The 23,650-nt window shown below is 42.2% G+C and carries 19 protein-coding genes; 4 read left to right on the top strand and 15 right to left on the bottom strand.

The window, feature by feature from the left end; genetic code table 11:
- Positions 1–244 precede the first annotated feature (244 nt).
- A complete protein-coding gene (locus ACRWP9_RS04885) occupies positions 245–694 on the bottom strand; it encodes a hypothetical protein (protein ID WP_434928165.1) in 450 nt (149 codons plus the stop codon).
- A gap of 216 nt (positions 695–910) precedes the next feature.
- Positions 911–3,238 carry a S9 family peptidase gene (locus tag ACRWP9_RS04880; RefSeq protein ID WP_434928164.1) on the bottom strand — a complete coding sequence of 776 codons (2,328 nt, stop codon included), beginning with the start codon at positions 3,236–3,238 and terminating at the stop codon, positions 911–913.
- A gap of 192 nt (positions 3,239–3,430) precedes the next feature.
- On the opposite strand from ACRWP9_RS04880, the gene ACRWP9_RS04875 reads away from it, so the two are divergent.
- Together ACRWP9_RS04875 and ACRWP9_RS04870 are read left to right on the top strand one after the other, a co-directional pair.
- On the top strand, positions 3,431–4,423 hold the full coding sequence (locus tag ACRWP9_RS04875; RefSeq protein ID WP_434928163.1) for a class 1 fructose-bisphosphatase: 993 nt from the start codon (positions 3,431–3,433) through the stop codon (positions 4,421–4,423).
- Between the two features lie 285 nt (positions 4,424–4,708).
- Entirely contained in the window at positions 4,709–5,770 is a 1,062-nt protein-coding gene (locus ACRWP9_RS04870; protein WP_434928162.1) for a hypothetical protein, read from the top strand.
- A gap of 93 nt (positions 5,771–5,863) precedes the next feature.
- Here the strand turns inward: ACRWP9_RS04870 and ACRWP9_RS04865 are convergent, their stop codons facing one another.
- The 9 genes from ACRWP9_RS04865 to rpsF form a co-directional block, all read right to left on the bottom strand.
- Positions 5,864–7,105: a dicarboxylate/amino acid:cation symporter gene (locus tag ACRWP9_RS04865; RefSeq protein WP_434928160.1), complete on the bottom strand. Its 1,242-nt coding sequence runs from the start codon at positions 7,103–7,105 to the stop codon at positions 5,864–5,866.
- Positions 7,106–7,374: 269 nt separating this feature from the next.
- Positions 7,375–8,301: a DUF7281 domain-containing protein gene (locus tag ACRWP9_RS04860; RefSeq protein WP_434928159.1), complete on the bottom strand. Its 927-nt coding sequence runs from the start codon at positions 8,299–8,301 to the stop codon at positions 7,375–7,377.
- Between the two features lie 3 nt (positions 8,302–8,304).
- Positions 8,305–9,525 (bottom strand): phosphoenolpyruvate carboxylase, encoded by a 1,221-nt coding sequence (locus tag ACRWP9_RS04855; protein ID WP_434928158.1) that lies wholly within the window; start codon positions 9,523–9,525, stop codon positions 8,305–8,307.
- On the bottom strand, positions 9,522–10,187 hold the full coding sequence (locus ACRWP9_RS04850) for a hypothetical protein (protein ID WP_226411367.1): 666 nt from the start codon (positions 10,185–10,187) through the stop codon (positions 9,522–9,524). Before ACRWP9_RS04850 ends, ACRWP9_RS04855 begins: the two co-directional genes overlap by 4 nt.
- The gene (locus ACRWP9_RS04845; protein ID WP_434928157.1) at positions 10,187–13,867 is read right to left on the bottom strand and encodes an ATP-binding protein; all 3,681 of its coding nucleotides are present in this window, start codon (positions 13,865–13,867) and stop codon (positions 10,187–10,189) included. The genes ACRWP9_RS04850 and ACRWP9_RS04845 overlap by 1 nt, the downstream gene beginning before the upstream one ends.
- 376 nt (positions 13,868–14,243) lie before the next feature.
- Positions 14,244–14,696 carry a 50S ribosomal protein L9 gene (gene rplI, locus ACRWP9_RS04840; protein WP_226411369.1) on the bottom strand — a complete coding sequence of 151 codons (453 nt, stop codon included), beginning with the start codon at positions 14,694–14,696 and terminating at the stop codon, positions 14,244–14,246.
- Positions 14,697–14,738: 42 nt separating this feature from the next.
- Positions 14,739–14,966: a 30S ribosomal protein S18 gene (gene rpsR, locus ACRWP9_RS04835; protein ID WP_226411370.1), complete on the bottom strand. Its 228-nt coding sequence runs from the start codon at positions 14,964–14,966 to the stop codon at positions 14,739–14,741.
- Between the two features lie 12 nt (positions 14,967–14,978).
- Positions 14,979–15,281 (bottom strand): primosomal replication protein N, encoded by a 303-nt coding sequence (gene priB / locus ACRWP9_RS04830; protein WP_226411371.1) that lies wholly within the window; start codon positions 15,279–15,281, stop codon positions 14,979–14,981.
- 8 nt (positions 15,282–15,289) lie between these two features.
- Positions 15,290–15,682 (bottom strand): 30S ribosomal protein S6, encoded by a 393-nt coding sequence (gene rpsF / locus ACRWP9_RS04825; RefSeq protein ID WP_226411372.1) that lies wholly within the window; start codon positions 15,680–15,682, stop codon positions 15,290–15,292.
- A 216-nt stretch (positions 15,683–15,898) separates the two neighbouring features.
- Between rpsF and ACRWP9_RS04820 the strand changes: the two genes are divergently transcribed.
- Entirely contained in the window at positions 15,899–16,642 is a 744-nt protein-coding gene (locus tag ACRWP9_RS04820; RefSeq protein ID WP_434928156.1) for a DUF481 domain-containing protein, read from the top strand.
- Between the two features lie 47 nt (positions 16,643–16,689).
- Positions 16,690–18,099 (top strand): MFS transporter, encoded by a 1,410-nt coding sequence (locus ACRWP9_RS04815; RefSeq protein ID WP_434928155.1) that lies wholly within the window; start codon positions 16,690–16,692, stop codon positions 18,097–18,099.
- A 59-nt stretch (positions 18,100–18,158) separates the two neighbouring features.
- On the opposite strand, the gene ACRWP9_RS04810 is transcribed toward ACRWP9_RS04815, so the two are convergent.
- The 4 genes from ACRWP9_RS04810 to ACRWP9_RS04795 all read right to left on the bottom strand — a co-directional run bounded on the left by ACRWP9_RS04810 (position 18,159) and on the right by ACRWP9_RS04795 (position 23,610).
- Positions 18,159–19,484, bottom strand: a complete 1,326-nt coding sequence (locus tag ACRWP9_RS04810) for an IS4 family transposase (RefSeq protein ID WP_434928153.1) — start codon at positions 19,482–19,484, stop codon at positions 18,159–18,161.
- A gap of 124 nt (positions 19,485–19,608) precedes the next feature.
- A complete protein-coding gene (rlmB, locus tag ACRWP9_RS04805) occupies positions 19,609–20,361 on the bottom strand; it encodes a 23S rRNA (guanosine(2251)-2'-O)-methyltransferase RlmB (RefSeq protein ID WP_226411375.1) in 753 nt (250 codons plus the stop codon).
- 4 nt (positions 20,362–20,365) lie between these two features.
- Positions 20,366–22,942, bottom strand: a complete 2,577-nt coding sequence (gene rnr, locus ACRWP9_RS04800; RefSeq protein ID WP_434928152.1) for a ribonuclease R — start codon at positions 22,940–22,942, stop codon at positions 20,366–20,368.
- Positions 22,943–22,977: 35 nt separating this feature from the next.
- Positions 22,978–23,610 carry a tetratricopeptide repeat protein gene (locus ACRWP9_RS04795; protein WP_434928150.1) on the bottom strand — a complete coding sequence of 211 codons (633 nt, stop codon included), beginning with the start codon at positions 23,608–23,610 and terminating at the stop codon, positions 22,978–22,980.
- Positions 23,611–23,650: the final 40 nt, after the last annotated feature.

Raw genomic sequence — 23,650 nt, 5'->3', positions numbered from 1 at the left:
GTTTTATTTATTAGACTTGATATTTGCTTTTGAGTCTGAATACAGTCAACGAAAAAACTGACTAAATGGATAAAACAATAAACCAAATACTCCTGCTCTTGTTAGTATTTTTACAATATGAAATGAATCAATAAACTACACATAAGGTAGTTCTACACCACTCATTATGTAAGCTGACAACCCACTAGCAAATAAAGTAGAAATATGACTGGCAAAATAAGAGCTCTCTTCGCTCGTTTTTTATTCAGGCATTAGCTTTTCCACTTAGCGTTAACCAATTTTGAAAAGTACCCACAGAATAGAGGACACCTACACCTAAACAAATACTTGAACTGGCAATCCAAAACGTCAAACTGTTTTCGGGAAACATCGGCATAATCATAACAAATGCGACGCCACGAACTAAGTAAATGAAAGAGATAACGAGTAACCCAAGCTTTAGCAAAGGCAGCTTAGGTATCACTTTAGCGCCAGACAAACCATATAGCGCCCAAAGAGTTAACACTAAAACAATAATAGAAGTCACGACTGTAGGATACCAATCACCATTTTCAGCCATCCTAGCCATTTGCTCACCGGCACCAAAAAAACGATACCAGTCACCACCAAAAATGATACAACCTAAATGAGCTAAAGCTGCTACCGCACTAGACGTTGCACCCAAGATTAAAAACTTATTCTTCCCTGACGTCATCAAACCTCCCTAAATATCTATCAGCTTAAACTAACCTACATCACCGACCATTATCATATTGGGTAAATAAATTAAGCTCAATAACTCATTCTAATCAATTGAGGCTCAACACTGAAACAAGCTACCCAATACCAGTACAGCCAAAGTCTTAAACACAAAAAAAGCGAATAGGCCTAAACCGCATTCGCTTTCCTACAACATCAAATCCAAAAGCCCTTACTTCAATTGGCTATCCAAAAAGGCGGCTAACGATTTATACAAATGATTACGCACTTTCTCACCACGCATTGAATGCTTAGAACCTGGGTAATCGATCATTTGAAATAACTTACCTTCATCCTGCAAGGCTTTATACACCCGAGTGCTGTTTTCAAATAACACATTGTCATCCGCCATGCCGTGGTACATCAACAGGCCAGATTGATAGTTTTTCACATAAGGTAAAACACTGCCGGCATCATAACCCTGCTTGTTAGCCTCTGGGTTACCCATGTAGCGCTCAGTGTAATGACTGTCGTATAAGCGCCAGTCAGTGACTGGTGCGCCTGCAATAGCTGCCTTAAAGTAATCAGGGGCTTTAAATTGGCTCATCAACGCCATGTAACCACCATAACTGTGACCATAAATCGCCACATTATCGCCATCGATGAATGGCAAACTACGCAGATAATCGACACCGGCTTTTTGATCGCGAACCTCTGCATCACCCATGTTTTGATAAATCACATATTCGAACTTTGTGCCGCGATGGGCTGAGCCGCGGTTATCTAATTGGAACACCGCATAACCTTGTTGCAATAAATACTGGGTAAAGTAATCAGCCTCGCTCCATGCATTAACCACTAATTGGGCGTGTGGCCCACCATAAACCCGCACCACTACTGGGTATTTTTTACTGTCATCAAACGGCACAGGTTTGAATAAGCGATATTGTAATATTTGCCCATCATCGGCGCTTAAGTGGCCAAACTCCGGCATTGCCCACTGACCTGCCAGTGCATAAAGCGGATGCGAAGCATTCACTTCATTTTGTTCAACCCAAGATAATTGCTTGCCAGATTCGTTATGCAAACTAATTTGCGGTGGCTGCTGTAAACTGCTGAAGTAATCTAGATATACTGGCTTATTTTCAGCAAAGACACTCTGATGCATACCAGAGCGTTCACTAATACGTTCTATGCTTTGGCTGCCTTTAGCTAAATTAACTCGATATAAGTGACGCTCAACCACGCTGTCTTTGCGACCAGAAAAATACAACCAACCTTGTTTTTCATCAACATAGTCAAGGCTATCAACCACCCACTCACCTTGCGTTAATTGGCGTATCAGTTGACCGTTTAAATCAAATAAATAAAGGTGGTTAAAACCATCACGTTCTGACGCCCAAACTAAAGCTGATTGCTGTTTTAGAAAGTGCAGATCATTATTTAAATTAACCCAGGCATTACTGCGCTCTTTAACAATGGTTTTAATGTCAGTTGGCTTGCTAATATCCACAATGCGTAAATCTAACGCTTGTTGATTACGGCTTTGCCATTGAAATGATAAATGTTGGCTGTCTGGTAACCATTTTACTCGTGGTAAATAAATGTCTGTTTCTTTACCTAAATCAATCCATTGGGTTTTGATGTCAGTGATGGCTACCACTCCCAGTTCAATAGTTACATTTGGCTTACCTGCATAAGGGTAACGCTGCTCAGTAAGCTTAATACCGTCGGCATAAATCTCATTGCGGGTCACAAGTTCTACACCTGACTCATCAATGCGGGTAAAGGCAATGTGTGATTCATCAGGTGACCACCAGTAACCTGTCATTCTGTCCATTTCTTCTTGGGCGACAAACTCTGCCATGGCATTTTTAATCGGCCCTTTACCGTCTTTGGTCAACGCGGTAATTTTTTTACTGGTTAAATGAAGCACAAATAGGTTTTGATCGCGCACAAAAGACACATAATTGGCTTTAGGCGACAGACGGGCATCGGTAACAAAACCTTCCCCGGTATCAAGTACAGTGACAGCGTTGCTTTTAACATCAAAAAGATACAATTGACCAGATGCAGGAATTAAAATTGACTGACTATCATCAGCCCAAAAGTACTCCATGATCCCTTGACCATAAATACGTTGACGCTCACGACGGGCTTTCTCTTCATCGGATAATTCATCCGCGGCTAATTTGTCCGCATCAATCAAACGACTGCGTACACCACTGCTGATCTCCATTTGCCATAGATCATAAAAGCTCTGGTTATCATCTCGACCAGCAAGGTATGTCACACGTTTACCGTCTGGCGATAAACTTAATCCTCTAGGACTTGAGCCCGCCAATGCTGGCGAAGCGTGGATGCGCTCTATAGTTAATGCGTTATCGCCACCCTTTAAACCAGTGAGCGGTAAAGTGGTATTAAATATAGTATTGATGCTAGTTGTGTGTTGAGCATGATTAACTGATGTCATTTGAGTCGCCATAGGTGATGTACTGGCAAATAGAAAAGGCACTGCAGAAAAAGCAGCCAAGGCTTGTTGCTTCCATGTAAGGGTCATTATTATTTTTCCTAAAAAATTTTTACTCACGCATTCTGCCTGAATTCACCTTAAAACGAAAATGCCTCATCAAGCGCTGAAATTTACGCCATTCTAGGGTATGATCGCCGCCAATAAGATTCAAAAAATAATTAATTATAATCATCTTCAAGAATAACCGACCTTAACCTTAAACTTGTCATAGGAATAAGCATGCAAACTTTGGCACAAACCCTAACAACACAAGCAGTCAAACCCTCTCTTACTGAGCTCATATTATCGTTAGCTGACACCTCAAAGGCCATTAGTGGCGCGGTGCGTCATGGTGCGTTAGCCGGGATATTAGGTGCAACAGAGCAAGAAAACATTCAAGGTGAAACACAAAAGAAATTAGATGTGATCACTAATGATATGCTTAAAGATGCGTTAAAAGCGGAAGGCAATGTACGCGGATTAGCTTCAGAAGAAGAAGATTATGTGGTTGAAGTGAGTAAACAAGGCGAGTACCTAGTGTGCTTTGACCCTTTAGACGGCTCATCAAACATTGATATTAACTCACTTGTGGGCACAATTTTCTCAATATTACCTGCACCAACAGGTGAGCTAAACGAGCAAAGTTTTTTACAAGCTGGCCGCAACCAAGTGGCTGCCGGTTATGTGCTTTATGGTCCGTCAACCATGATGGCATTAACCACAGGCCACGGAACACAGTTTTATACCCTAAACCCTGGCAGCGGTGAGTTTTTACTGACTAATGACAATGTACAAATTACCCCTGATACCGCTGAGTTTGCGATTAATATGTCAAACCAACGTTTTTGGGAAGCGCCAATGCAAACCTATATTGCCGATTTACTATTAGGTAAAATCGGTCCTCGTGAGCAGTCATTCAACATGCGTTGGATTGCGGCTATGGTAGGTGATGTACATCGTGTACTTTGTCGTGGCGGTATTTTTACTTACCCAACAGACAACAAAAATCCAGCAAAACCATTCAAGCTACGGTTAATGTATGAAGCCAACCCAATGGCATTTTTGGTTGAACAAGCTGGCGGCAAAGCCTCTACCGGCTATGAAACGATTTTAGACATAGTGCCATCTGAAATTCATCAACGTGTGGCCGTGATTCTAGGCAGCGCCAACGAAGTGGACACCTGCTTGAGTTATCATGGCATTGATTATAGCGAAGAACCTGTAATTGATTAAGTTATAACCATTAACAAAAAACCGCCTTTGGGCGGTTTTTTTGTTTGTAAAATAATCGTGTCATCAAACTTTTGTTTGAACCTAAGGCCTTTACTTTACAATGGCTTGGTTAACCTCTAAGTTAGCCCGCTTGACAGTTACCTAAGGACGACAACGATGTCGCGCAGTGTCCAATCTCATAAAAATACATATCTTGGGATAGTTATTGTATTTGTGCTTTTCAGCATAGGGGCTTATAGCTATATCAATTCAAACTCAAACGACGCACCCTCATCAGGATCTGTTTTGGTTTTACCGATAACATTAACAGCAGAAGCCACTGAGCCTTGGTGGAATATGTACGCTGCAATGGATAATCTCAACCACCAATTAACGCTAGGGGCTAAGTTCCCCATACTGCAGACTGAAGATGTGATCAGTATGATGCAGCTCGCTGATGCTGGTAATACGATTAGTAGCACTCTAGATAACTCTGAGCATCATGTTGATATAAAAAGATTAATGGCCATTTCCGGTGCCACATATATTATTGAAGCTAATATCACCAAAGCCAATAACGGCTATCAGTTAACCTATAATTTGCATCAAGAAAATCATCAGCAACAACAGATAATTGAGGCAGCAACAGTAGATTCATTAATGACTTTAACCGCAGCTGATATTAACCAACAGATAAACCCTAACAATACTGCACCACCTTCAACATATCATTCAAACTTTGATAATTTACAACTCATTAAAGGTCTTGGCTTTATGCAATCTGGCGACTGGACTTTTGCACAACAGCAATTAACCCAGACTATTGCTGCAGAACCTGAAAACCTACTCGCCAGACGATTATTAGCAGGACTGCAATATCAACACACCCAATATACCTTAGCTAAAGCAACGTTAACCTCAGCAATTGAACACGCTACAGCGATTAACAACGAACGTGAACTAGCAAAATTAAGGTTATTACTAGCCCAGACAGCTCTAGAAATGACTGAAATTGAGCCAGCATTAGCGTTACTGTCAGTTGCCAAAACTCACGCAGCCAAGGTGAATGAATGGCTATACTTAGGCTATATTGCACAACTTGCTGGTGTCATTAACCAGCGACTTGGACGTAATGAAGAGGCAAGACTGCAATTTAAACAAGCGATTAAGTACCATCGAATGATGGGGTACCCTATTGGCCAATCACAATCACTTAATTTACTGGTTGAACTTGAAATTGTTGAACACAATTATCCCCAGGCGTATCGCGATATTGCCCGATCATTTGAACAAATCTCGGGGTTAGGGTTAACTGAAATGGAAGCAGCAACATTATTCTTAATGGCAAAAGTCGAAGATAAACGCTAAGGCAGTTAACATCACCTTGGATATCGATACGCTCTACAAAACAAAAAACGGCCTTAAATAAGGCCGTTTTTTTATGATACATAAAGCTAGCTATTACACTTTTTCTTCAACACGGTGTGGCGCTTCGGTTTGATCTACAATAGTTAATACTGCGGTATCGCCCACTACATTACATGATGTCAGCACCATATCAATAATACGGTCTAATGCAGCCACAATGGCAAAAGCTTCTACTGGCAAACCCATTTGATGGATTAATACGCCAATCATCACCATACCACCGCCGGGCACACCACCTGCACCGACAGACAATAAGAACACACTAAACAGTAATGCCGGAATTTGCTCATTACTGATTGGCATGCCATAGGCATTGGCCACAAAGAAAATAGCGATAGTAATATAAATAGACACCCCGCCCATGTTCATCGTTGCCCCTAACGGCACGCCAAACCCTGCAACCGCTTTGCTGACACCAAGCTTGTCAGTAAGCGTACGCATAGTGACTGGAATGGTGGCATTTGATGATGCGGTCGACAATGAGAACAGGATTTGTTCTTGGGTTTTAGCGCGGAATGTTTTCGCTGAAATAGGCGTAAAAAAGCTGACTGCATAGGGATAAACCACAAAAATCCATAGCAGTAATAAGCTTAAAATGAGTACTAAATATTCCACCACGCTGACAAAGACTTCTGGCTCTAAAGTCGCCCCTAGTTTGAACATCAAGGCAAACACCCCGATAGGCGCAATGCTCATCACGACAGAAATCAAACGCATCATAATCTTGTTAGCGGTTTGAAAACCTTTAACCGCACCCTCAACGGCACTGCCCATTGACTTCATTACGCCACCTAATAGCAATGCCATAAAGATCACCTGCAGCATATTGCCAGAGGTAAAAGCAGAAAAAGGATTATTGGGCACAATACTGACAATTAAAGTGACGAGGTTTGGTAATTCTGTTGCGGTAATCGCTGCAGAATCACTACTGCTCATATCAACGCCTTTACCGGGTTCAATGAGCATGGCCACGATAAATGCCGCCAGAATGGCTACCACGGTATTTATGATATAAAAACCAAAGGTTTTGCCGCCTAAGCGGCCAAAGCTTTTTAAATCTTGCAGCTCACATACGCCGCAAATAATACTGACAAATACCAGTGGTACCACAAGCATCATGATCATATTAACGAACATGGTGCCAATTCCTCCGGTAATATTGACTAACGTGCCGGAGAAAAATGCAACATCAGCAAGTGCAAATTGCACAATACTGCCTAAAATTACCCCTAGAAAAAGACCCGTAAAAATACGGGCTGATAATGACTTCATCATTGACTTGTATATCCTTATTATTGCCTAGATTAATTCAGGCTTGTTGTTTTAGTGCCAAGATACTGAGCTATCAAAATACAGATTTCAATTAGTTAACGAATAAAAATGTTAATTAGCACGAAAATAATCAGTACATCAAGAATAAACTCATGATTTTAAATGCAAAAAAATAATTGTGATTATAGGATGAAATAGCAAAACAATTAACCTATCGCAAACAGCATAATCAATTACAAAAGCATATTGACTAGTGAAAAAAAGAGGTCAATCTATTCTTGAATAGGGATTAATGTTAACTCAAGCTGATGCGCCAACATATGCTGCTGTTTAATACTGATACGATGTTGTTGCAGCCAGTCTACTAATTTGCGCCAGTTGTGTAATGTCACCTTATCAAGGTACTTTTGCTGCCGCCATTGTTTATCAAAATCATCAGGATCATTTAATGACGACAATGGAGATTGTTGAAATAATTGAGCTTGCTGAGGTAACAAAGGTGCTGATTCATTGACCAATGTGGGTGCAATCAGATACCTGCAACCTTGAAGCAACTGCGCAATTTGCAACCCTGCGGGATCTAAGTCGGTAAAGGCGCTGATCTGCATGATTGGCTGTAATACTTCATTTTGTGCAATCACGTGCAGTAGGCGTTTACAGCCTGCAGGTGAATGCGCGCCACTGCCTCGATAAATAATCACAGCTTGCTGTATGACACTGCCTAACGACTGCTCAAATTGAAAGTGCTTGAACTCATCAAAGCTGTCTAAGTTTTCAACCACAATAAGATGCAGCAAGTTAAATTGAAGACAAACGGCTTCCACCTGCTCAACCGTCATTCTCAGGCTATATTGTGCAGCAAAAGGTGGATAACATTGAGGTGGAAGTTTAACTAAAACGTAATTGGCATCGGGGCGAATATTGGCATACTTCTCTTTTTTACCTTGGGCAGCTAAGGTATTTCGTGGCTGATTAAAGCTCACATTCTGCACATCAAAGCCAGTATCGAGTTGTGCCATTTCACGCAGTAAATCGTAATCTTTACCACTAAAATATAAATGTTTACCCGCACCATCAGGCTCACCAATAGCAAATTGATCAAATATTTTTTGCCAATTGCTGGTGAGCTTAGTCCGTGGAGATCGATTGATCACCACGGTTTGGATTGCATTAAACTGTGTTTTGGTTAACTTAGCCACACGCTACGCCAGCCACAATTCAACGTCGGTTACAATGAAGTTACCAGTATAAATCGGATCAGGTTTGCCTATAGGTTCTAACTCAAAGTACTGTTTATGTTCCATAGGTAAGGCTTCGTAGCCACCAATCACTTGATACAACCAACTCTCGCTGTCCCAGTTAAGTTGTTGTTGCTCTAGATATTCCAGTGCAGATTGACGCAAGCCTGAGTCAATAATGGCGCAGAAATATTCATCAACGGCCACTTTAAGTGGGTTGTCAGGAATATCGAAATCTTCTACATCGGTTATTTCGAAAGTGAAATTCGAATCCCGCTGAGTCACAATGCGCTCATCACGGCTGATGGCTTTGACCTGTGCCACCATGTTCATCAGATCAAGCTCATGGTGCGGATTACTAACGTCCACATGTGCAGGTTTTAATATAGCTTCAGCATAGTTGAACAAAGCGGGGACGTTATTATGTCCAGCATGATTATCAGGTTGGTAATCAGGGTGTAAACTGGTGTGTAGCAGCCAACCTTTTAATAAACGGGTACGGCCTCTAATTTGTCTAAAACGTCCCAGTAACTCAAATAACCTCCCCTGCACTACGCTGAGTTCTTGGGTACAGTAACTTAAGGTATCTTGTAAACTGGTGATCAATAAACGGCGCAGCTCACGAATATCGCCAGCTATTTCGCCCAGTTCGCTGAACTGGAACATTTCTAAGCCATTCAATAGCTCGCTGACCTGGCTTTGGGCTAATTCGTTTTCTCGGATTTTGGCGTTAATGGTGCCAACATAACCAAACTCATTGTTAATGCGTCCCCATAGCACCCGAATTGAATAACGTAAGCTGTCGGTAAAACTGTAAACATGCTCACTTAAATCGGCAAGGTATGCTTCTGCCGCGCCGTGATCCACATTATGACGGGCTTCTTTGTAGTGATCGGCTAAGGTTTTTATGGTCGCTAATGCAGAGCCTACATTGGAGTCGATTTGGCGATTGCGCTCATCACTTAAGCCTTCTTCTAACAATGCCCGCACTGAACGCTTCAAACGTAATTCTTGATCGGGCTCTGGTCGCCATAACAAGCCACTTTTTTTCAGTTTTTCAATCACAGCCGGGTCATGACTTGATTCATTCACCGAGCCCGCTAGATAGGCATCCATAATCACATCGGCATGCCGAGCAAGCTGCTTAAGCAGCTTTACCCCTGCTTGATGCAAGTTGTTACTCATATTAACTCCCGCTGGGTCGCGGTTTCAGCCTGTGCTTCTAAGCTTAACCCTTCGGTTTCATCAATAAAGCGGATCACTTCATACAAGTAATCTAATTTACCAGTGGCAATATAAATCTGTTTTTCTACGTTCGGTTTAGTTAGATAACCCAGTTCAACTAAGCGCTTAAATACCAGCTTAATTTGGCCGTCAACATTAGTACTGCTTGAACCAAATAAACGATAATGGCTTAGTTTGGTCAGTTGCTCACTAAAAGCGGGGGTATCTTCAATGCGCGCTTGCAGCTCAGTTAATCGAATGGGTGCGCCTTCGCTTAATGGAGCATCTTGACCACTGGCTTCTTGCACTAACACTAACCATTCCACTAGGGGGATTAGCGCACCGCAGATTTCTTTAAACTGGCTAGAAACCACTTTGCGTTCACTTTCGCCCAATTGCAAATAACCACAAAAAAACACTTCCCCTTCACCTGCGCTGGCAATGGTGCGATTAATTTGATTCAAATAGCTTTCTACACGTTCACGGGTACTGTTATTTTTCAGTGCTCGCCAACCATCTTCATTAGTGACGCGGCAAATAAACTCGCCGCGTAATAATTGCTCTATGATGGCACCTGCGCCTACCAATACAGTGTCATGGTTATCATAAACTTCGCTAGTCATTATGCTAACTCCTCTGTTTTAGCGTTGTGCTGGTTTAAACGTGCTGCTAATGGATTCGCTTTAGGCTTAACCACTTGTAATTTTTTAGTCTGTTTGTTGATGATATAACGGTTAGCAAACAGATTTAACACTTCTGACTCAGGGTTAGGGAATGCACCTAACACGCTAATATTGTTGTTTTCACAGGCATCAAATATCTTCTTGACGTTAGTATGATGCAAGGTGCCCAACTCATCTATCGGCCAGTGAATAGTGACATCGGCTTTGCCACGCAATAATCGGGTAAAGGCCAGTAAAAACTTACATAAAATAAGGTAAGCCATACCATGACTGGAAGATTCATTTAACTGGCGATCGGTGCGAATAATTAGATCGCTGTTACCCTCTTTCAAGCGCAGTTCAATCTCCAATAATTTGGCAATACCGCCGGTTAATGCCGCTCGACCAATTATGTCTAATGCGCGGCGCATACTGTTAGTGTAATGCTCGTCAGGAAGGCTACTGAAGTTGTCGGCTTTCCAGGCTTTAAAGGCTTTTACAAACACTTCAAGCTCTGGCCAAAACTCTAACTCACTAATACGTGAACGAATGCGTACCGCAGATTCTGATACCCCATCAAGGAATAACTCTTCACCCACTTCACGGGTAATACGGGCACTTTGGGAGGCGATACGACGGTCAATGTCAGCTAACACATCATAATATGCGCTTAAATCGACCCCGAAAATACGCCCCTGTTCACGAATGGCCATTAACGATTGTGGCACCATTACGTTTAATAGCTGCTCAAGCTGCGGCACCAACTTACGATAATCTAATAAGCGAATACCTTTGTCATTTACATAACTCGATTCTTCACGGGCACGTTCCCAAAACTCAGCCAAACTAGAGCCTGATTTGCTGGCAATCACGCTATCAAAATGCTCGATATATTGCTTCACTGAGCCCTGTAAATAATCACGTTTAAGTAATAAGTCTTCACCCTGGCGTAAACGTTCACCAATGCCGCCGCTGGCTTCTTCTTTATTAGCCGGCAGTTTTAGCTCAGCCAACTTACGCATAACCGCACGCAGTTTGGTGAGGTTTTCAGACGCTTCAACCTGAGCGGCATCAGATGCTTTGCGCTGGGTTTCTAAGTCTGTACGGCGGCTCTTAATATCATTGGTTTTGTTGGTTAGCTGCTGCTCAAGCGCCAAAGCTGCTCGTTTAACATCCGCAAGCTGAGTTTGCAGTTTAGGTTTTCTAGATAGCCAGGTATGTTGATACCAGTCGTCATATCGTAGTACATCGCTACGACGTTGTTCTGCATGACTAATTTTGGCTTCTAATTCACGAATCTCACGTTTAAGTGCCAAAATCGCACTTTCATCAACACCGCGGGATTTAAGCTCGTTTTTGTACCAGGTTTCACAGGCTTTTTGCTCGGTTTTGGCATTGGTTCGACGCTGTTCAATATTGGCCTTAATTTGCCCAAGTTGGTTATCGATAGCACCGACCACTTCTTGCCAATAAGCATTTTTTTCCATACGCGCTTCAAGCGCTTGGGATTTTTGCTCTGACAACCATTCAACATGCTGGTTTTTCAGTTGTTTCAATTCATTATCTAACTGAATTAATCGCTTACCCGATTCTGCTTTTCGTTCAGTGAGCGCTTGATCAATACGTTGTTGCTCACTGCGTTTTTCATCAAATAATCGACGTAAATCTTCACGGCTATTTTTATAAGCCGTACGGGAAAAGGTCAGTTCACGGTTAAGTTTGTCTAGCACATCGTTCATAGCAACGAGCTGATCTTCATGTTCAGCCTGCAACTCTTGTGCACTTTTAAGGGCTTCTTCGGCCTTAGCTAGGCGAATCCGTAAATCCTGCTCAGATTGTGCATAATCAGGCACATCAATGGCTTTTAGGTCAATATGGACCCCAAACAACGCATCGCTGTCCTGGTTGGCTACACTGGGGTGTAAATCGGTGCGATGCAGTAACTCTGGCGCAATGACTTTGCCAAAAGAATGTTCCCAACCGACCGCTTCTTTACGTAAGAATTCTAATAAAGTATGCGATTGCGGGAACAACATATGATGAATGTCTTCTTTGGCTTGCTCACGCTCATTAACACGAATACTGGCAATGCGCAGCGACTCATTAGCTTGATCACGCTTAGCGCGCTGCTTGCGCTCTTCTGTGGTTAAGCGTTCAACCTTTTGATTACAACTTTCCTGCTCTTCATCTGCTAGGCTAATTCGTTCATCAAAGATGGCCAAACGCACTTTTTCATCTTCAGTGTATGACACACTATCTACTTGATGTTTAAGTTCTGCGGCGGTTAACTTCAGTTGATATTCTTGCTCGCTAAACTTAGCTTTGCCAGCATCGGTTTGTTCGCGCCAAAAACCTTCAAGTTGAGTTAAATCGTCAGTGGCTAACTCACGTTGTTTGTCACGGGTTTCACGCTGAGTATCTTGCTCTTTGTGTAATGTCTCTAATTCACTGTGTAATTGTTCGGCAATTTTTGAACGTCTGCCATTAAATGCAGCTTCAATGTCTTGATGTTTTTCAGTTTGTAATTTGTGACGCTCATTTAAGTTTTCAACATCTTGGCGCCAGCTGGGTAAACTGTCTAAATCTGCTTTTGCTTGTTCGATATCAGCATCTAAAAAACCACCATGCTGTTCTTCAATCGCATCTAATTCATGCTCACACTTCTGGGTGTCACCTTTTGCGGCAGATATTTCGTTTTGTAATTCATCACGGATATCTTTCCACTCTTCATCAAGCATTTTAAGCTTAAGATTAAGCTCTTTTGCCAGTGTTTGGTTAGCATCTTGGCGATCTGCTTCTAAGGTTTCATCATTTCGGTAACCACGAGATAAGCTAGCAAGACGCATTTCAGCACTAAGCAGCTGATTAAACTCCTGTTCGAGCTTTTCAAATTCAGGACGGATTTGCTCAAAGCCTTGGACCAACTGACTCTCGCGGATCCAAGATTCAACCCTTTGTGGGTTTAATCGAGAGGTTGGCGGATTAACGCCATCTTCTTCTAAAATGGCGGCGATCATCGATTTGACCGTTTCCATTTTACCTTCTTTGGAATGCACCGCTTTGGCAAGTTTTTCAATATGGCGTAAAGAGTGTTCACTGTCGCACAGGGAGAATTGACGCGCGTATGTGCGCAGCTCATTACGATTAGCTCCGGTATTAAGCAAACTGCGATCGTTTTGGATAATAGCCCTAAATTCACGGGTATTTAATAAATTGGTGTGAGCAACATCTTGGCGTTTTACTTCACGTCCAAGCTCCGCCATTGAATGGCAAATAATGGTATCGCCATTACGATTTTTAACATAATCCTCAAGCTCAAAACCACGGGCAATAAAGCGATAGTTAACCCCTTTACCGTCACCTGCGGATGCTAATACAGCTTGATAAAGCAGCCCATCATCTTTTTGGTATTCATAAATGATGTAGCTTGAATCGTGCGGTAAATACCAGCGCTCAAAACTGTCACGCGTTGAGGGTACAACTCGACTTGGATATTCACCGTAAAACACCGGTACCAGACGTTGTAAGGTGGTTTTACCTGATGCGTTTGTACCACAAATATTAGTGTGGCCATTTAATGCCAATTCCACCACACCGGGTAAGTGAGTGTTAATGAGCACGATTCTTATCAAACTAGGCATGAGAGTCCTTTATTAAAACAAAACAAGCGATTCAATTCACTTCGGGATAAAGCCGGGGTACTTAATACATTAATCTCTAATGCACTGGTTTTTAAAACCACGATTTTTACACAATAGCTGGGCTTTACGTTAAATTAATCCGTCTGCGATGGCAATGATATTCCAGCATTGGATCATACTGTAAATAATCTTATGATGGCGGTTAACAAAGTAGCAATCGAGTTAAATTAAGTGAATTCTTGGTCGAGAAAAGATATTTTTTGAAGTTGCGATGAATTTAATCTGACATCAAATGATGGTTATGGATATAGCGTTGAAAAACACCCATAAAAAAACACCGCCTATTGGCGGTGTTCTTTTAAAGCGTTAGCAATAATTAAGCTTCTGCAACAACAGAAATCTTAACGATAGCTTTAACTTCAGTGTGTACTTGCACTTCAACTTCGAAGTTACCAGTAGTGCGTAAAGCACCTAGAGGTAAACGGACTTCAGATTTAGCAAGTTCAACGCCAGCTGCAGTTACTGCATCAGCGATGTCACGGTTGCCAACTGAACCGAATAGTTTACCTTCATCACCTGCTTTAGAAGCGATAACAACGCCTTCTAATGCAGTTAATTTTTCAGCACGAGCTGTCGCTGTAGCTAGATCAGCAGCTATTTTAGCTTCTAAATCAGCACGACGAGCTTCAAATACTTCAACGTTTGCAGCATTCGCAACAACCGCTTTACCAAATGGTAAAAGGAAGTTACGTGCATAACCAGCTTTAACAGAAACTTGGTCGCCTAAGCTGCCTAAGTTTGCAATTTTGTCTAGTAGAATTACGTTCATTATCAAATCCTCTTTATTCGATTAGGAATTAATACTGCTATATTACTGATGTAAATCAGTATATGGCAGTAGAGAAAGATAACGAGCACGCTTGATAGCGCGAGCTAGTTGGCGTTGGTATTTAGCACTAGTACCAGTAATACGGCTAGGAACAATCTTGCCGCTTTCTGTTACGTAGTTCTTTAAAGTTACGATATCTTTATAATCAATTTCTGTAACGCCTTCAGCTGTGAAGCGACAGAACTTGCGACGACGGAAATAACGTGCCATTTTGACAGTCTCCTAAGTTTTCAATTCGACATTTTCAGCATGCAAAACTAAACGGTTTTGACCATTTCGTCCTTGTTGGAGTGAAAGAAACCCTTCAACTTCAACCTGCACACCTGCTTTTAATTTATCTGCTACGCTTTTAAAGCGTGGACCACTCAACACCACTTGTATAAGGCAGTATACGTTACGTAATAACTCTGCATCATACTTCTGTGACTTATGTTCTAGCGTAATAATCGTATGATTAATACCGCTGGGACTGCTCATTTGTTTTGAACGCGTAATGGTTCCAAACAAAGTTAAATGGTTATTCACAGAGTAAATTATTCAGCGTTTTCTTCAGCGCTTTCTTCGTCCATACGGTCATCAGAAGATGAACGACGTGTTTCACGTTCGTCTCTTGCTTTTGCCATAGGTGAAGCTTCAGTAACAGCAGCTTTAGTGCGCATTACAAAGTTACGCAGAACAGCGTCGTTGAAACGGAAAGCTGTCTCTAACTCTTCAATAGACTCTGCAGTTGCTTCTACGTTCAAAAGAACATAGTGAGCTTTATGTAGGTCTTGGATTGGGTAAGCCAATTGACGACGGCCCCAATCTTCTAAACGGTGAATTGTACCGTTAGCAGCGGTGATAACACCGGTGTAACGCTCAATCATACCTGGGACTTGTTCACTTTGATCTGGGTGAACCATAAATACGATTTCATAATGACGCATTTATTGCTCCTTACGGTTAAGTAGCCTCTTTTCTGGCTCAGTCAGACCAATGTGGAGGCAAGGAACGAATTAAAGTGACTGATTTGAGCGCGCGATGATACCGAAACTCCCCCACAAACTCAAGTAATAAAGTATTCTTTCCTGTGTTATTGAATACAGGTATCATGTCGGCAGTTAAGAATGAGTTGTAATGGATAACAAGAAATAGTGATCATTATGAAAAAAGCGCTGTCTATCTGCTGTTTGCTGATATTGTCCCCTTCCGCGTGGGCTCTCGTACCACCTGACTATCAAGAGCCTGAGAACGGTTTTAATGCTGAAATTGAAGCCGGGTTGCAACTTAATAGTGGCAATAATGAAACCAAAAACTTCAACGGGCGTACTTATGCGACTTACGACACCCTTAATACTAAGCAAGAAGGCACCTTAAAAGCTTACTACTCTGCTGACGGAAGTGAAGCAACCTCGGAGAAATATGAGGTTTATCTTCAAAGTAACTATAAATTAGAGCGAGGATACGTTTTTGGCCGCGGTGAATTCACCTGGAACCAATACGGCTCGTTCACCAAAATTTATACTATTTCCTCAGGTTATGGTTTTGATTTAATCAAAAACTATAGAACTAAACTCAGTTTAGAATTCGGTCCTGGTTATCGTTATGACTTACCCTCTTCATCTGTTATTGATCCAGAGCCAACGCCGAACAGAGATATCATTTTACGTTCTGCGGCTAAGTACTCTGTAAAGCTACAGGAATATACTAGCCTTAATGCCGATGTGACGGCTGAGACGGGCCAAGATAACAACACCTTGACCTTAGATATGAACTATAGAAATACCTTCATTCAAGATTGGGCATTTAAAATTGGCGTTAACGTTAAATATACCTCTGATGTGCCACAGGACAGTCAGAAGACGGATACAATTACAACATTCAACTTACTGTACACATTCCAGTAATTACGCTTATTTAAGCGGAGTCATAAATAACCTTTAGAGGCAGTGTGATGACCAGTCCATTACGTAGTTTTACCTCGTTATACAGCACCACCTTTATGATGGTACTGGCAGCTGGTCTTCTGACTACATATTTAGGCCTAAAGCTCACTATGATGGACGTGCCACAAATATGGGTAGGTGGCATGATGTCTGCCTACTATATTGGTTTGGTATGTGGATCCAAAGTGGGTCATAAACTCATTGCGCAAGTTGGCCATATTCGTGCCTTTGTTGCATGCGCGGGTGTGGTGACTGCATCTGCCTTAGGTCATGCATTAATTGATAACCTAACCATTTGGTTAATCCTACGTGTGCTTGTTGGCATGGGCATGATGTGTCAATACATGGTGCTTGAAAGCTGGCTAAATGAGCAATCTGAACCGAGTCAACGCGGCACCGTTTTTGCCAGTTATATGATTGTATCTTACTTGGCATTAATGGCTGGCCAAGGCGCCATTAGCTTATACCCAGACTTAGGTATTGAACCTTTACTGCTTATCGCAATTTGTTTTGCTTTGTGTACTGTACCCATTTCAATTACACGCCGTATTCACCCAGAGCCATTAACACCTGCACCACTTAACATGAAGCACTACTGGAAACGCGCCCCGCAAGCACTAACCACGATAGCTTTGGGTAGCATGATAGTGGGATGCTTTTATGGTTTAGCGCCAGCTTATGCTACTGCGCAAGGTATTGAACCTCAATCTGTCGCCTTATATATGTCATGTACTATTTTCGCAGGTCTGCTAGCCCAATGGCCTATGGGTAAACTGTCTGACTTAATGCCAAGAAGCCGCCTTATTCGCATTAACTGTGGTCTGCTTGGTATATTGGTGCTGGTTATTGCTTTGGTGCCTTTTGATGCTCAAATCTCATTAGTCTTAACGGGAATATTTGGCGTGTTGGCTTTTACACTTTATCCATTAGCCACGGCGTTAGCCAATTCTCGTATAGAGCAACATGAGCGAGTTGGATTATCGGCCACAATTTTAGTGACATTTGGTATTGGCGCCAGTATTGGCCCACTTATCGCTTCATCACTGATGCAGCACTTTGGTAACAATATGCTATATGGCTTTATGAGTATTTGTGCTTTCACGTTAGTTATTCGCTTATTATTTATTAATAACAAGCAAAAAGCTGAACAGGGCTCAAGTAATGACTATGTGATGGCAGGTGGGGATTTAGTGTCATCACCATTGGCTGCCTCTTTTGACCCTAGGGTAAATGTGCAATCGGTGCAGGATCAGATGATTAATCCTGATGATAATGCATTTGATATGGTTGGCACAGAAGACGATGTATTAGACGATGAGCCTGATTACACCCAAGTAGTTGATGACAAAAATGATGATGTAATTAACCACGCAGACCAAAATAATATTACAAGCCAAGTAGAAACTCGCAAAAATTAGTCAGACATTGGGTTTAGTTGCAAACACAAAAAAGCGAGCATCAGCTTAACACCATTCAGTTAAGAGTTTCTTCTCTTAACTGGATAGCGGGTTTTGTTAATTCGAACGGTCCTACTTTTGGGCCGTTTTCGTTTTTTGGGCAAGATAAATTGCTTAACGTTTTCCCTCATTGCTTTGAGCTTTTTAGGGATTGTTCCTGGCGAAGCAATTGCACACCACATCAACTCATCCTGTATATAGCGCATCGCCATTACAAAGCTAATCCGTAATGGTGACACTTCTGCCTCTTTAGCGATTTGGCTTATTTCAACTCGGATCAAGTTGTACGCTATCAGTAATCCCCAAATCTCCTGATAAATGCCTTCAACTGTCTGACTTCTTAATAAAATACTCTCATCAAGTTGATATTGCTTGATTTCTCCATAGCCATTTTCTATCTCCCAGCGTTCGAAATAGACATCTAATATATCTTGAGAGGAGTATTTGCTTCTATTGGTTAATGAACTCAGCACACCTGTAATATGATTGCCCTGGGATTTTTCTTGATAGGTCACTAGTCTCGCATGCCACTTTTCAGGTAGCTCTGGGTTCTTTTTTCTCGCTTGTGGTGATACTGGCATCTCAACTAGATAATCGTTGTCAGCGTATTGCTCGATGACTTCAAAGCGTGTATTACTTTTGAGTGGTGTAAGCCAATGACTATTCTGGTTGGCTCCCCACCAACTTGTCATAAGATCTGCACTAAAGTAACAACTATCAAAAATAGTGAGAGAATTAGCTGGAACTGATCCAATTAGCTCTCGAGCATAACTAATTTCCCCTTTACTACACGGACCAAATTTTACATTTCTTATCATACGACTTCGTAATGACATGAGTGCGCATAAGCGGGCTACTGGGTATACGGACTGCTTCCTATGCTGATTACTGATATAGCCAAAATGCTCTGAATTCTCGGTATTTTCTGCACATCGAAATGTCGTTCCATCAACAGAAAATAACTGAAGACCATGCCATGTATCTTGGCTGTCTTCCCTATGACACCAGTGTTTAGAAGTGATATCAAAAAGGGCTTTAAGGGGAGCGGCTGTCAGTCGCTGTCTGGCTTGCGGGATAGCACTTGGTGTAACGGTTTCTCCCAACTTATCAACTAACGTTAAGTCGAGCTTGGAGACGACTTCAGCGATGGAACGATTTCGGTAGAGGCCAATTCCAACGATGAGCCAAACGACTAATTCTGCTGGAAGTTTTCTGCGCCTAATACTTGCTTTGTTGGTTAGCTCCAAAGCTTGTTCAATCCATTCCAACGGCAATTCTTTTTGAAAGATAGATAGTTCTTCGGGGGCGACAAGTAATTCAGTATCAATAAGCCAGTTAGACAACATAAAAAATGACTCCGTTCAAAAGAAGGAGCCATTTTCGTAGGATCATTTTTGCTGTCAACCGATCAGTTTCTTAACTGATCGGTGTTAAGCATCAGCTCGCTTTTTTCATCACAAATTAGTGGTGTTATACTAAACGTTGACGTACCGCTTCAAACAAACAGATACCGGTAGCAACAGATACATTTAAGCTTGAAACTGTTCCTGACATCGGAATAGAGATTAGCGAATCACAGCTTTCACGGGTTAAACGGCGTAAGCCTTTACCTTCCGCGCCCATAGCAATCGCTAACGCACCTTTAAAGTCAGCTTGATAGACGTTACTGTCAGCCTCACCTGCGGCGCCAACAATCCACACACCTTTGTCTTGGATGTGTCGCATTGTACGTGCCAAGTTAGTCACTTGAAATAACGGCACAACTTCTGCTGCACCACTCGCAACTTTACTCACAACGGATGTTAGGCCAACAGAATTATCTTTAGGTACGATAACCCCGTGCGCACCAGCTGCATCAGCGTTACGAATACAGGCGCCTAAATTATGTGGATCTGTCACACCATCGAGTATCAAGAAGAAAGGCGTTTTCTGCTCAGCACTGAGTTTATCCAGTAAAGCGTCTAACTCACTTTCAGCAAGCACTTTGGCTGCGGTTACACGCGCTACGACACCTTGGTGCTGAGTACTTTCTGCTTTTTCATCAAGCACTTTTCTCGCTGAACGCTGTGACTTAATACCCGCTTCTTGGGCTGCATTTACTAGAGGTTCTAAGCGTTCATCATCGCGACCTTGCATTAACCATAATTCAATAACACGCTCTGGGCTGTTTTTTAATAGGGCTTCAACGGCGTGAATACCAAAAATAACATCTTGTTTTTTCATTTAATTACTTTCTCTTACTGCTTTTGGCTTCAGCCGCTTTTGCGGTTGATTCGCTATTGTTGGCTTTATTAGCATCGGTCTTCTTAGCTTTCGATTTACTCGCTAAAGGCTTTTTAACAGCCGTTTTTTTAGCGTCGGTCTTTTTGGCGTCAGCCTTTTTTGCGTTAGGTTTTTTAACCCGAGTTTTTTTGCTAGTCGATTTTTTAGCTGAACCCTTGTTAGCTGAATCTTTGCTAACTGCTGAGCCAGTACCTTCAGAAGCGACTTTCTTGCCACGACCTTTAGACGGTTTATCACCCTCTTTAGCGCCACGAGCAGACTTAGCTCCTTCTAACTTAACACGATCACGCGCCGTAAGTGGCTTGTTGCTGTTGCGACGTTTGCCCTGACCTTTGCTGTTGTCACCAATCATAATTAAATCAATTTGGCGATCATCTAGGTTAACTGCTGCCACTTTCACACTTACTGGATCACCAACTTGATAAACTTGACGGGTATTCTCACCCACTAAGCGCTGGCGCATAGCATCAAACTGATAGTAATCACTTGCTAAGCTGGATATATGAACCAAACCATCAATGAATAAATCATTTAAGCGCACAAATAAGCCAAAGTTAGTCACCGATGCAATTACAGCGTCGAAGTCATCACCAACATGATCTTGCATGTATTCACATTTAAGCCAGTCGCTCACATCTCGAGTCGCTTCATCTGCTCGGCGCTCAGTGGTTGAGCACTCTTCACCTAATGAATCTAACTCAGCAAGGGTATATTGAAAGCCACCGTCCTGAGTCCACTTGTCTTTAACCGTGCCTTCACTGTTAGCCAGCAGGAACTTAATCACCCTATGGAGGACAAGATCGGGATAACGGCGAATAGGTGATGTAAAGTGAGAATACTCTTCTAGGGCTAAACCAAAGTGACCGTCATTATCTGGGCTATAAATAGCCTGGCGCATAGAGCGTAATAACATAACCTGAATGAGCTCTGCATCGGGTCTATCTGCAATTTTCAGCATAATACCTTGGTAATCTGCTGGTGTAGGTTCTAAACCACCTTCCATCGATAAACCACGCTCAGCGAGAAACTCTTTAAAGTTTGCTAACTTTTGCTCAGACGGCGCTTCATGCACACGGTATAACACTTCACCCTTGTTCTTTTTAACGAACTTAGCTGATGCCACGTTAGCTAAAATCATACATTCTTCAATGATTTTATGCGCTTGGTTACGGCCTCTAGGCACAATCTTATCGATTTTGCGCTGTTCATTAAAAATAAATTGCGTCTCTAATGTTTCAAATGCAATGGCGCCGCGCTCAGCTCGTCGTTCATCTAAGGTTAAGTACAAAGACTGTAAACACTGTAAATGTGGAAACAATGCTTGATGTTCAGGGGCAATAACGCCACCTTCTAGCATGTCGGCAACTTGGGTATACGTGAAACGCGCATGGGAATGCATCACTGCAGGGTAAAACTTATAACCTGACAATTTACCGCTGGCGGCAATAGTCATTTCGGCCACCATGCACAAACGATCAACATGGGGATTTAACGAACATAATCCGTTAGAAATTTTCTCTGGCAACATGGGAATAACTTGCGAAGGAAAATATACCGAATTACCACGCTCACGAGCTTCCACATCTAATGCTGAATCTGTGCGCACATAATGGCTGACATCAGCAATAGCGACCCATAAGCGCCAGCCTCCACCTGGTTTTTTCTCCGCATAAACCGCATCATCAAAGTCACGCGCATCTTCACCATCAATAGTGACTAGTGGTAAATGACGTAAATCAACTCGGCCTTGTTTGTCTGAATCAGGCACTTCATCAGGTATACGCTTAAGTTTTTTCTCAATAATATCTGACCAGGTATGGGGTAAATCATAATTGCGCAGTGCAATTTCAATTTCCATCCCCGGTGCCATCGTTTTACCTAGGACTTCAGTGACTTTACCGGCTGCTTTAACAAAGCGACCTGGTCGTCTTGTTAGCTCAACCACCACAACATCACCGGCACGAGCGCCGTTGTTATCTTCATTGGCAATTAAAATCTCTTGGTTGATACGGCGATCATCTGCAATAACAAATGCCATTCCGCCATCAACATGGTATCGGCCAACTAATGCCGCGCTTCGCTCTTGAACCAAACGCACAATACGCGCTTCTCGGCGTCCACGACGATCTGTACCGGCTTTTTGCGCCAGCACTTTGTCGCCATGAAAATACATCAGCATGTCACGGTTATTGATAAATAAATCGTCACCGCCTTCTTCAAGCTTTAAAAAGCCGAAGCCGTCTCGGTGGCCAATAATAGTGCCCGATAGTAAATCCATTTTTTCAGGTAAACCGTAGCTTTGACCCCGGGTAAACACTAACTGGCCATCACGCTCCATCGCGCGTAAGCGACGACGTAAGGCTTCTAATGGCTCTTCCTCAGTTATTTTTAACGCTTCGGCGATTTTGTCACGGGTAACGGGTGACTTTTGCGCGCGCAAGTACTCTAAAATGTACTCACGGCTAGGAATAGGATTATCGTACTTGTCTTGTTCTCTCTCAAAATGAGGATCGGTGATCATTCAATTTCCAAATCATCGGCATAATATTGTATGCCTTATTGCATATAAAGTTGTTGCTGCTGGGCCCTTTCAACAATACTTGTGGGCATTTTTACAGCAAGTTGTTGTAACAATGAAGTCGCTTTCTTTTGCTGACTCTCATCATCAAAAATACTGTTATAAAGCCAATGATAGCCCATTTCGTAATCTTTTGGGCTGCCATAACCTTCAGCAAACAGTTTAACTAACATCATACGTGCATTTACATCACCATTCGCTGCTGCAGGTAATGTGTATTGCACTGAACGATGTCGATCTTTTACCACCAGTTGTCCTCGGTAGTAATAATCAGCTAATTTTAACATAGCTTCGGCACTGCCTTGCTCGGCGGCCGTTTGTAATATTGCTATTCCACGAGAAGGATGTGCTTTCACACACACGCCGTGATTTAACATTTCGCCCCATAAAAATTGATATAAGGGCTGCTGTAGCACTTCTGCTCTAGCTTCAATATCTTGTACTAACTGGCACTCATCAAGCTTCACACGTTGAAGATATTGATTACTGCGGATCAGATTAATGAGTTGTTCATCGCTATAAATATCATAGGCGCCAGAGACGGCCTTGGCAATTTGAATAGACGAGCCAAATAATAACGTAAGTGTGAGAAATAATGAAAGCCGTAACATAATAATTCTCTATGACAGTTTGATTAACTTATTAATCGGC

It is taken from the genome of Shewanella sp. HL-SH2 (assembly GCF_051164935.1).
GTDB classification, from domain to species: domain Bacteria; phylum Pseudomonadota; class Gammaproteobacteria; order Enterobacterales; family Shewanellaceae; genus Shewanella; species Shewanella glacialimarina.
The sequence above is the reverse complement of the archived record's forward strand: the minus strand, read 5'-3'. Positions and strand labels throughout refer to the sequence as shown.